This window comes from Halobacillus sp. A1 (assembly GCF_024189295.1).
In the GTDB taxonomy this organism is placed as follows: Bacteria; Bacillota; Bacilli; order Bacillales; family Halobacillaceae; genus Halobacillus_A.
In genome coordinates, this window is record NZ_JAIZEN010000042.1 from 1 (window position 1) to 10936 (window position 10936).

The 10936-nt window shown below is 42.2% G+C and carries 9 protein-coding genes, 1 rRNA gene and 1 pseudogene; 5 read left to right on the forward strand and 6 right to left on the reverse strand.

From position 1 onward, the window contains the following. Both LF817_RS19600 and LF817_RS19605 read right to left on the reverse strand, forming a co-directional pair. Positions 1 to 70, reverse strand: a 16S ribosomal RNA gene (locus tag LF817_RS19600); the annotation flags it as partial. Positions 71 to 458: 388 nt separating this feature from the next. Continuing rightward, positions 459 to 683 carry a hypothetical protein gene (locus tag LF817_RS19605; RefSeq protein ID WP_253937503.1) on the reverse strand — a complete coding sequence of 75 codons (225 nt, stop codon included), beginning with the start codon at positions 681 to 683 and terminating at the stop codon, positions 459 to 461. Positions 684 to 803: 120 nt separating this feature from the next. Here LF817_RS19605 and pdaB point away from each other — a divergent pair, with 120 nt between their 5' ends. Continuing rightward, positions 804 to 1562 (forward strand): polysaccharide deacetylase family sporulation protein PdaB, encoded by a 759-nt coding sequence (pdaB, locus tag LF817_RS19610; RefSeq protein ID WP_253937504.1) that lies wholly within the window; start codon positions 804 to 806, stop codon positions 1560 to 1562. 28 nt (positions 1563 to 1590) lie between these two features. Here the strand turns inward: pdaB and LF817_RS19615 are convergent, their stop codons facing one another. Next, a complete protein-coding gene (locus LF817_RS19615) occupies positions 1591 to 2178 on the reverse strand; it encodes a KinB-signaling pathway activation protein (protein WP_253937505.1) in 588 nt (195 codons plus the stop codon). Between the two features lie 139 nt (positions 2179 to 2317). Between LF817_RS19615 and gerD the strand changes: the two genes are divergently transcribed. After that, positions 2318 to 2956 (forward strand): spore germination lipoprotein GerD, encoded by a 639-nt coding sequence (gerD, locus tag LF817_RS19620; protein WP_253937506.1) that lies wholly within the window; start codon positions 2318 to 2320, stop codon positions 2954 to 2956. A 199-nt stretch (positions 2957 to 3155) separates the two neighbouring features. On the opposite strand, the gene LF817_RS19625 is transcribed toward gerD, so the two are convergent. Together LF817_RS19625 and cwlD are read right to left on the reverse strand one after the other, a co-directional pair. Continuing rightward, positions 3156 to 4214 carry an Mrp/NBP35 family ATP-binding protein gene (locus LF817_RS19625; RefSeq protein ID WP_253937507.1) on the reverse strand — a complete coding sequence of 353 codons (1059 nt, stop codon included), beginning with the start codon at positions 4212 to 4214 and terminating at the stop codon, positions 3156 to 3158. A gap of 87 nt (positions 4215 to 4301) precedes the next feature. After that, positions 4302 to 5018: an N-acetylmuramoyl-L-alanine amidase CwlD gene (cwlD, locus tag LF817_RS19630; protein ID WP_253937508.1), complete on the reverse strand. Its 717-nt coding sequence runs from the start codon at positions 5016 to 5018 to the stop codon at positions 4302 to 4304. Between the two features lie 226 nt (positions 5019 to 5244). On the opposite strand from cwlD, the gene LF817_RS19635 reads away from it, so the two are divergent. The 3 genes from LF817_RS19635 to LF817_RS19645 are packed head-to-tail and all read left to right on the forward strand — an operon-like array spanning position 5245 to position 10383. After that, positions 5245 to 6942, forward strand: coding sequence for a serine hydrolase domain-containing protein (locus LF817_RS19635; protein ID WP_253937509.1), 1698 nt, complete (start codon positions 5245 to 5247; stop codon positions 6940 to 6942). Between the two features lie 23 nt (positions 6943 to 6965). After that, the gene (locus tag LF817_RS19640; RefSeq protein WP_371925114.1) at positions 6966 to 9065 is read left to right on the forward strand and encodes a glycoside hydrolase family 3 protein; all 2100 of its coding nucleotides are present in this window, start codon (positions 6966 to 6968) and stop codon (positions 9063 to 9065) included. Positions 9066 to 9114: 49 nt separating this feature from the next. Continuing rightward, positions 9115 to 10383, forward strand: coding sequence for an exo-beta-N-acetylmuramidase NamZ family protein (locus tag LF817_RS19645; RefSeq protein ID WP_253937510.1), 1269 nt, complete (start codon positions 9115 to 9117; stop codon positions 10381 to 10383). Between the two features lie 139 nt (positions 10384 to 10522). Here the strand turns inward: LF817_RS19645 and rpsI are convergent. Further along, positions 10523 to 10588, reverse strand: a pseudogene (gene rpsI / locus LF817_RS19650) (30S ribosomal protein S9); the annotation flags it as partial. Between the last annotated feature and the right edge of the window lie 348 nt (positions 10589 to 10936).

A 10936-nucleotide genomic window follows, 5' to 3' on the forward strand; every position in this document is an offset into this window, starting at 1 on the left:
TGCGCTCGACTTGCATGTATTAGGCACGCCGCCAGCGTTCGTCCTGAGCCAGGATCAAACTCTCCATAAAAGTTAGTTTGACTTGCTCATTTGCACACCGAATGTGCTTGTTTTACTTCCTTCTATATAATAGAAAGAAGACTTGACGTACTGGTTGGTTCGTTCAGTTTTCAAAGATCAAAATTCATTTTGTCGTTTTGGCGACAAGAACTAATTTACCATGCATACTCATTTAAGTCAACAAGTTTTATGAAAAAAGTTCAAATCTTTTTGGCGAGTCATCTATTAGCTCGTCACTGCCTTAACTGACAACGTTTAATAATATAGCATAAAGTTTTAAGCGAACGCAATAACTTTTTGCTAATTTATTATTTTTTTCTTTTTCCCTCTATTTACTTTCAATAAACGCTGCCTCCAGAATAGTAAAAAGCCTGAGTGAACTTCAGGCTTTTTGAACATTAATTCGTTCGTTTTTTCTTTTTTGGCATGTATTGAAGACATTCTTCACCCGTTGCAAATCTTCTAAAAAGTTGAAATAAAACAGAATACCTTTCTTCCATAGCTTCTTTAATGGATGGATCAATTCTATGATCCCCCAGGTCAAGTGTGATTTCTTCCATTTCTCTCTTTAATAAATACTCAATTTCTTGATGTTCCTGCTTGGAAATCATAAGTCCAAACATTAGTGACCCTCCCTCAAAAAACCAGCTTGTTTTTATTTTTACCCTTTTTTCTGAATTTATAGCATAGGTTGTCCATTTTTTCATAGGTATAATTATAGAGGGAGTAAAGGGGGCAGACTCGTGAGGATTTTCCAAAACAAATTAGAATTAATTAAAAGATATGGTGTGATAGTGGTCATTGCACTATTTTGCGCAATATTAATGTGGATTGGGCAACAAAGCCAAATTGCTGTTTTTTCTAATAAAGGGGAGACTCGAGCATTATCCCGTGGAAGCGAAGAACAGCCGTTCGTCGCTCTCACTTTCAATATCAGCTGGGGAAACAGTAAAGTTCATGACATTATAAAGGTGCTTGAAGCACATGAAGCGAAAGCGACATTTTTTCTAAGTGGTGAATGGGCAGAACGCCATCCCGATATCGTAAAAGAAATACACGATGGTAAACATGAGATTGCGATGATGGGATATTCTTATAACAGTTACATGGATTTAGAACCACAAGAAATAAAACAAGACATCCAAAAAGCACGTGAAGCTTTTGAAAAACTCGGTTTTGAAGATGTCGATTGGTTCCGCGCTCCTCACGGGCAATTTAACGGTGAAATTTTAAAAGTAGTGGAAGAAGAGAATTTAGAAGCGATTCAATGGAGTGTGAATCCTCGTGATTGGGAAAACCCCGGGACCAACCAGATTATTGATACAGTATTAGAAGAAACAGATAAGGGTGACATCGTACTTATGCATGCCTCAGACTCTGTAAAGCAGACTGATAAAGCTTTAGAAGTAGTATTGCCTGGACTCAAGCAAAAAAGTTTGGAGTTTTCAACCATCACCGAATTGGTAAATGGAAGCAAAGCAAAAATAACTCAAGTGGAATAAAAAAGAGCTGATGAACCAGCTCTTTTTCTTATTTCTCTGCTGTTAACCGATGAAGCAACATGAGCTGATACGCATTACATACCACTAATGGAATAATCATCAGCCAAACATAGTCACTGGAAGCTGCTCTTAATGCCGGCACCCATTCTACAGAAGTAACGACAACCATAAAAAACAGCGCAGGGACAAATGCTTGCTTGTTGGTTTCCTTCGCTTTGAAGTAAGCGATCATAAGTGAGACGAGTAATAATCCAAGGGCAGTGAAAATATAAGGCCAAATTGAGCCATCTTCTGCTGCCTGGTAACGAAAATAAATCAGATCAAATATTGTAAAGGCAATTAAGAAAACCTGAATGGACGTCCAGCTTCCTTTGAAAATCCCTCGTCCAAACTGGTGGATCGTCAAATACGCAAAGAAGCCCATTTGACTGATTACGCTGAAAATAAACCCTAAACCTGAGAAAAATAACAACAGCCCAAGCAGTTCAAACATCTGAAAAGGCTGAAAAACTTCGGCATATGAATCACTCTTAATAATAAAACTGGATAACAATGTTAAAACGCCGCCAATCATAAGCGTCGTTAAAAATAATCGCACCCATTTTCGACTATTCACGGACTTTTCCCCCTAATTGCTTAACAGTTCCCTACCGTATTTTATCACGAACCCTTCATTTTTTGTTCATGGTCGCATAATTTTTTCTCCGAAGCACATATTAAACGTAAGGGAAAACAAAGGAAAGGGGACAATTATCATGTCCAAATTTCGATGGATCTGCCCCATCATACTCGTTGTTTTCCTGGCAGCATGTAACGGCAGTTCAGGTGCCAGCGAGCAAGCAGATTACGATACCTCTAAAAAAATGATGGTTGATATATTAAAGACTGATGAAGGGCAGCAGGCTCTGATCGAAGTTTTATCTGATGAAAAGATGAAACAGGAATTGGCACTTGAATCTGAAGAAGTGTCAACCGCTGTTAATGAAACTCTTTTATCTGAAGAAGGTAAAGATTTTTGGAGCAAGCTTTTTTCTGACCCTTCCTTCGTTCCGGAGTTCAGTAAAGTCGTTCAAGAGGAACAGAAAGACTTAATGAAAGGCTTGATGAAGGATTCTGAATATCAGTCTTCTCTCATTGAGATTTACCAAAACCCTGAAATGATGGAAAAGATGCTTGAAGTCATGCAGGGCCAGAAGTTTCGGGCTCATTTGGAGAAAACAATCGAAGAAACATTAAACAACCCTGTTTTCCAAGCTAAAATGAGTGAAACGCTCTTGAAAGCTGCTGAAGAAATGCAAAGCAGCGGCGGTGGGTCTGAGAGTGAAAGTGGAGACCAGCAGCAGTCGAATGAAGAAAGCGGAAGTCAGGAAGGAACAAAAGGTTCCTCATCATAATAAAAACACGCAGCCACCTACCGACTGCGTGTTTTTCATTTAATTGGCTCTGTTAAATCTCGTTTAGATTTCATTTAAGATGCTTTTCTTAATTATTCAATTTAGCAACTTTTGTATGCAGAGACAGCGGACGGGAAACGGATCGCTTTCCGTAGGCATGTGGTGCATGAAAATCAACAGCGACGTTTAACATAGCTATTTAATTAGAAAATTTATCAATCACTTTTGCAGCCATATTACGATATACGACCCCAATTGGGTGGTCTTCCTGGTAAACAGACGGTGCGAACACATCTTCATCTTCATAAGGCTGTTGAAGCGGAATGTGTCCAAGGACATCTGTCTTCAGTTCTTCAGCTAGTTTCACACCGCCACCGCGGCCGAAAACGAATTCCTTGTTCCCTGTTTCTTTACTTTCAAAGTAAGCCATGTTCTCAACGATTCCAAGGATATCATGCTCCATCTTAATAGCCATTTGCCCGGCACGTGCAGCAACAAAAGCTGCTGTCGGGTGAGGGGTTGTAACAATGATTTCCTTAGAGGATGGAAGCAGAGAATGTACGTCCATTGCGATATCTCCTGTACCTGGTGGTAAGTCGAGAAGCAAGTAGTCAAGATCGCCCCACTCTACTTCTTTAAAGAAACTTGTCAACATCTTACCAAGCATAGGTCCACGCCATACAATCGGGGAGTTATCCTCTACAAAGAATCCCATAGATACCAGCTTCACACCAAAGCGTTCTACAGGAATTATCTTTTCACCACGTACGACCGGGCGCTCTTCAACTCCCATCATATCGGGTACACTAAAGCCGTAAATATCAGCGTCTATAATTCCTACCTTTTTCCCTAAACGAGTAAGCGCGACGGCAAGGTTAACAGTGACGGTAGATTTTCCTACGCCCCCCTTACCACTTGCTATAGAGATAAACTTCGTTCCTGTCTGTCCGCCCAGTAAAGTAGCTTCCTGCTCTTCCTCGGCAGCCGGCTGGAATTTCTGAATCACGTCGTCTGGCAGCTGATCAAAGCGAAGTCCGACTGTTGCCGCTCCACCGCTCTTCAGCTCGTTGACGATTTTTTGCTGAAGGTCCATCTGTTCAGCTGTATTTGTTTTAGCAATTAAAATCTTTACACTCACATGATTCTTTTCTTCTTTTATCTTAATTTCCTGAATTCCACCAGTTTCTTCTAACGTTTTATGTAAAAACGGATCCTCGATGGAATGAAGGATTTCTAAAACTTTTTCTTGTGTAAGCACGTACTTCACCTTCCTTAGAAATGTTTCACCAGTGCCAGTATAACATACATGAAACGCTTTCTAAGTGATTTGCATTTTGTCGTTCATTTATTCCTCTGTGACAAATCTTAAGACCCCCCTGTAAATCGAGGCAGATACTTTTCTTTGGTAGTTCTCTTCTTCTAACAAGGCCCGTTCTTCGGGATTTGACAAAAATCCTGCCTCTACTAAAATACCAGGCGGCTCTCCATTACTTAATATATAAATGTTCCTTAGTCCGAGCGGCTCCCGTGTTGTATTTTCTAAATTATCCTGTATTTCTTTTTGAACATACTTCGCCAGCTTCTCACTATCTTCTTTATTCGGATTAAAAAATGTTTGTGCCCCTCTCCAGCTTGAAGAAGTGCTGGCATTTAAATGCATACTTATATAAAGGTCAGCGTTGGATTTATTTATAATATCAATTCGTTTTCGAATATCTTCAGATTTACGAGCAGATAAGCTCCCTCGTTTTGTAGATATAGGTGCTTCTGATAAATCTCGGTCATCTTCTCTCGTTAAATAAACGATGGCCCCCGCTTCCTGCAAGTAATCCCTTAAGTAATTGGAAAGATTCAAGGTGATTCCTTTTTCCTCTGTACCATTGGCGCCGCTCGCTCCTGCATCAGGTCCTCCATGACCAGGATCGATGATGATCACTTTTCCGAATAGTGGTGATGACCATGCTTGCCACGTATCTTTTACTTCTTCTACAGGTATAGACACAAGACCTACACATGTTAAAACCATTACAAACCAGACCATCGTTTTTAATCGACGCCCCATCCGACTCCACTCCCTTACCCTTGTAGCACAATATATGGGACAAGGCTTAAAAATATGTGTGAAAGGTGGTTGGACTTGCAGGAAAATGTATCAATCGGACTAGATAGCTTTTGATTAAATTTTAAATTTTCTAAAATCTTTGTTACTTAAGTGGTATAGACATCTATATAATTGTTACTTAACATAGGTAGTGTATAGAACATTTAAATATAAAAAGGAGGAATATATGAAAAAGAAAACTACATTCATTACTCTTACCGCGCTGCTATTCTCGTCGATTTATTTTTCCACTCTAGATGAAAGGAGTGTACAAGCCGGCGAATGGAATCAGCCAAGTATAGAGGAGCATCATCACAAAAAAACTAATGAAAAGCCGCACCCTGTGTTTTCTTGGAGTGATCCGGGCCCATCCGCTCCCATCATTCATCCCGGATCCGCGAAAGGAGCAGGACTTATGAAAGAGCCTTTAAAAGAAATTGATTCAGTCATTGAATCGAAAATAACCGAAGGAGCGATGCCTGGAGCTGTGACACTCGTCGCTCGTAAAGGTCATATTGCTCAGCACGAAGCCTATGGTCATTCACTTCTTTACAAAGACGATGAAGGAACAAAAGCTGAGCAGCCAATCCAGATGCAGAAAGATACTATTTTTGATGTCGCATCAATCAGCAAAGTATTTACGTCTACAGCAGCTATGAAATTATATGAAGAGGGACATTTTGAACTAAATGATCCCGTGGCCAAACACATCCCCGAATTTGCTCAAAACGGAAAAGAAGATGTCACGATTGAACAATTAATGACTCACACGTCAGGATTCACCGCATGGGTACCACTGTATGCAGAAGGAGAAAGTCGTGAAGATCGTTTACAATACGTTTTTGAACATCCGCTCGCTAACCCACCAGGAACTACATACACGTACAGTGATTTGAACATGATTACGCTCGCCTCCATTATTGAACGCATCACCGGTCAACGGCTCGATGAGTTTGTAAAAAAACATATCACTACCCCACTGAGCATGAAAGATACGATGTACAACCCACCCCCTGAACTAAAAAAAAGAATTGCAGCCACCGAAGATCAAACGCCGCTCAACAGAGGTTTAGTATGGGGTGAAGTCCATGATGAAAACGCCTGGTCTCTCGATGGTGTCGGTGGTCACGCCGGCGTCTTCTCAACCGCAGAAGACCTCGCTAAGCTTGGACACATGTATCTAAACGAAGGACGCTACGGTGGGAAACGCATCCTGGAGCCGGAGACTGTGGCTCTTTTAACTGAAAATCAAATCCCCGAGTTTCCCGGCAATGAACATGGTCTTGGCTGGGAACTGTCTCAAGGATGGTATATGGACGCCTTAACGGAAGCCTCCACGATGGGCCACACTGGTTTCACCGGGACGTCGATGGTTATTAATCCTGATAATCAGACCATCGCTATTTTATTGACCAACCGTGTTCACCCGACAAGAGAAACAGTCTCTACAAATCCGACACGGCAATTGTTCGCCAGACAAGTGGCTGATGCGATTCCTGTCGATATGCCAACGAAAGATGGAGCTTGGTTCTCCGGTTATGGAGATAACTTGAATAGAACGTTAACAGCTAAAATCGATAGTAAAGAAGCAGCCACTTTGACTTTTGATACGTGGTTCAGAATCGAGCAAGACTACGATTTCGGAGTTGTAGAAGTGTCAGAGGATGGCGATACCTGGACGGAAGTTTCCCAGCCGCTCACCGGAAGCAGTGTAGCCTGGAAAACCCAATCCATATCCCTTCCTGCGGATGCTGAATATGTCCGCTTCCGCTATCAAACCGATGGAAGTACGAATGGCAGAGGCTGGTACGTCACAAACTTGAATATAGATCCATCAGCTTCTTTTAAAATTATTGAAAATGATTGGGAAAAGAGATCTTATTAATATAAAGGGAGTTGAAAAGCTAAATGAAGCGATTAAAAAATCGATACGGCATGACGGCCATCATTGCCGCTCTTGTCATTAGTCCACTAACCCCGCAGACAGCTTCAGCTAATAGCGAGAAGGAGCCGGACGATCTCGTATTACTTGAGAATGTACCTGAAGTGGAAGCAGAATTTGAGAACGATAAGCTCGCCCTCACTGCCCTCAACTTGTATGAAGATGGACATTTTACAGAAGCAGATAAAGACCTTAGCTGGTCATCCTCCAATAAAAATGTCGCTTCAGTCGATGAACAAGGAACTGTCACTCTTACAGGGAAAAACGGCCGCACTTTCATTTCTGTTTCCGATGGAACAAATAAGGATCGTATTGCTGTAGATCACAAACCTGTGAAAGGTAAAAAAGGGAAACCGAATTTTGAAGGAAAACTTGTAAAACAAACAGGAGATCACTATCAAGTCGTGGACCATGCAATTGAAGGAATGTCTGTTGAAGAAAAAGTCGGTCAGATGCTCATGCCTGATTTTAGAAACTGGGACGGTGAAAATGTAACAGAGATGCTGCCTGAAATTGAGCAGACAGTAAAGGATTATCACCTCGGTGGTGTCATTCTTTTTCGTGAAAATGTTGTCACCACTGGTCAAACGGCTGAATTAGTCGCTGACTATCAAGAAGCCTCTGAAAAATATGGTCTATTAATGACGATTGACCAGGAAGGCGGCATAGTCACCAGGCTTCAATCCGGTACCGATATGCCCGGTAATATGGCGCTGGGTGCAACACGCTCTACAGACATCACCGAAGATGTAGGACAAGCCATCGGATCTGAGCTTGAATCACTCGGAATTAATATGAACCTGGCTCCTGTACTGGACGTGAATAATAACCCGGATAACCCCGTTATTGGTACGCGTTCGTTTGGAGAAGACCCTGATCTAGTCGCTGATTTAGGAATCGCTTATACGAAAGGATTACAAAGCACAGGCGTAGCTGCTACAGCGAAGCACTTCCCCGGCCACGGTGACACGGCTGTAGACTCTCACCTCGGTCTGCCTGAAGTACCACACGATAAGGAGCGATTATTGGACGTCGAACTACACCCTTTCCAGCAAGCCATGGAAGCGGATATTGACGCCATCATGACCGCTCACGTCACGTTCCCTAAAATCGATGATACAAAAGTAACTTCACAAAAAGACGGAACAGAGATTTCCCTGCCAGCCACACTTTCACCTAAAGTACTGACAGGGTTGATGCGTGAGGAAATGGGATATGAAGGGCTGATCATTACGGATGCACTGAATATGAACGCTATCGCTGATCACTTTGGATCCGTAGATGCCGTGATCCGAAGCGTTAAAGCCGGTACCGATATCGTACTGATGCCGGTCGGCCTTGAGGAAGTGGCCGATGGACTTTTAGAAGCGGTGGAAACAGAAGAAATCAGTGAAGAGCGGATTGAAGATTCGGTCGAAAGAATATTGACCCTGAAGTTGAAGCGCGGAATCATTAAAGAGGAATCCGCTCCGGACATCGACGAAATTATTGCGAACGCAGAAAAAACGGTCGGATCTGACGCGCATGAAGCTGTAGAAACAGAAGCATCCAATCAATCCATTACACTTGTGAAAAACGACGACGTTCTGCCTTTAAATGCGGACGAGAGTGAAAAAGTGGTCCTTGTCGGCAACACTTATATCGACAGCCTGTACGAGTCGATCACCACTCAACATGAAAATACTGAGCTAGTAAAAGCTACAGGTCCTTTAAATGACGAGCAGCTGGCTCAATTGGATGACGCCGACAATATCATTGTTGGAACGTACACATTCAATGTAGCAGGCCGTGCGGACAGCCACCCGCAGATGCAGCTCATTAATCAACTCGTAGATGAAGTCGATACTCCTGTAACAGGTGTAGGCATCCGTAATCCTTACGATGTTATGGCCTTTCCTGAGGTTGATGGATATTTAGCTCAATACGGGTTTAATGAATCAAGCTTTGACGCAACAGCAGCTGCACTGTTTGGAGAAATCAACCCTTCCGGCGCACTCCCTGTCACGATACCAGGTGAAAATGGAGAACCTCTTTATGAATTTGGCCATGGATTGGGTTATGAATAAAGAAGGGGATCCTCCCCCTTCTCCTACTACTTAAAAAGGAGTCGATCACTTGAAAAAAACATTTATCGGAATTCTCATGCTCGTGCTCATCCTTTCCACTTTTACGGTCGTTTTTGCAGATAAGGGCGGAAACAATGGGAAGCAAAAGGGTAAACATAAACAATTCCAGCTGGGTGTAGAAGTTTTGCTTGATGATAAAAAAGAATTGATCGAAGGAGAGAACGTAGGCTTAATCACCAACCCTACAGGTGTAGATAAAGACCTTAACAGCATCGTCGACATATTGAATGAAGATCCAGACGTAGATCTGACCGCTCTTTACGGACCTGAGCATGGCGTACGAGGGAGCGCCCAAGCTGGAGAATATGTAGAATATTATATTGATGAACAAACTGACCTGCCTGTTTACAGCTTATACGGAGAAACTCGTAAACCTACTCCAGAAATGTTAGAAGATGTTGATGTCCTGCTTTTTGATATTCAGGATGTCGGTACCCGTTTCTATACTTATATTTACACGATGGCTTACGCAATGGAAGCTGCAGAGGAGAACGATATTCCATTCATCGTACTGGATCGTCCAAACCCGTTAAGCGGTGACAAAGTAGAAGGCCCTGTGTTAGAAGAAGAATATAAATCTTTCGTTGGAAATTATGAAATCCCCCTCCGCCATGGCATGACAGTCGGGGAACTCGCAAAACTTTTCAACGAGGAATTTGAAATTGGTGCCGATTTAACGGTTGTCGAAATGGATAAGTGGAAGCGTGACATGTACTATGACGATACTCCTCTTGAATTCGTCGCTCCTTCCCCGAACATGCCGACTTCAGAAACAGCCCTTGTGTATCCCGGTGCTGCATTGATTGAAGGAACTAACGTATCAGAGGGTCGAGGAACAACTCAGCCGTTTGAGTTGATTGGAGCTCCCTTCATTAACAGTACAGAACTGGCTGCTGAACTGAACAACCTGCAGCTGCCAGGCGTCACTTTCCGTGCCGCCTCCTTCACCCCAAGCTTTTCCAAGCATCAGGGTCAATTAAGCAACGGTGTAGAAATACATGTCACACATAAAGAATCCTATCAACCCGTTGAAACGGGACTGCATCTCGTAAAAACCATTCACGACATGTATCCAGAGGACTTCGAGTTCCGCGCTGAAAATGCAGCCGGCATTTCCTTTTTCGATAACTTGATCGGAAATGGCTGGGTTCGTGAAGCTATTGAAAACGGAGAGTCCGTAGAGGACATGCAAGCTGAATGGGAAGATGAATTGAAGGAATTTGAGAAGGTTCGTAAGCAATACTTGCTTTATAAGTAAATATGAATCCCCCGGGCTCTCAGTTAGCCCGGGGGATTTTTTCAAGCCGCGGCAGAGCCTAGCGATAGTTTACAAATCTACCTGCATAAAAAAGCTCTCTTCCCGATAAAAGGAAAAGAGCTTCTCTTGATAAAAAATATTAACGCTTGGAGAACTGTGGAGCACGACGAGCACCTTTAAGACCGTATTTCTTACGCTCTTTCAAAGGCGGGGATATTTTCCATTATTTGGAAATTGGAAAACCGCTATAAATCCACGTTTTTCCTTTTTAGGTTTTAAGGGACTTTAACTGAATTTCGGTAAAGGGTATTCAAGGGGTATTCAAAAAAGGAATTAAAATAAACGCGCTGGCAGGCTATATACAGGAAATTTTTTTGATTTATTATTGTTCATATTTCTACTCAATTTATTATAAGAATTGATGTATGTAACCGTCAAGTAGAAATTAACAGTTTTCAACAAATGGAATTCAACAGTTTTCGTTAATTAAGATTCAACACTTAATTCTTCAAATAACACCTTTCGGTATTTCATCCGAATACTGTTCTGCTTC

Excerpts from the sequence above, each read along its gene's own strand:
- LF817_RS19605 (WP_253937503.1), bottom strand. The coding sequence starts at position 683 with ATGTTTGGACTTATGATTTCCAAGCAGGAACATCAAGAAATTGAGTAT.
- gerD (WP_253937506.1), top strand. The coding sequence starts at position 2,318 with ATGTCCAAATTTCGATGGATCTGCCCCATCATACTCGTTGTTTTCCTG.
- cwlD (WP_253937508.1), bottom strand. The coding sequence starts at position 5,018 with ATGGGGCGTCGATTAAAAACGATGGTCTGGTTTGTAATGGTTTTAACA.
- LF817_RS19635 (WP_253937509.1), top strand. The coding sequence starts at position 5,245 with ATGAAAAAGAAAACTACATTCATTACTCTTACCGCGCTGCTATTCTCG.
- LF817_RS19640 (WP_371925114.1), top strand. The coding sequence starts at position 6,966 with ATGAAGCGATTAAAAAATCGATACGGCATGACGGCCATCATTGCCGCT.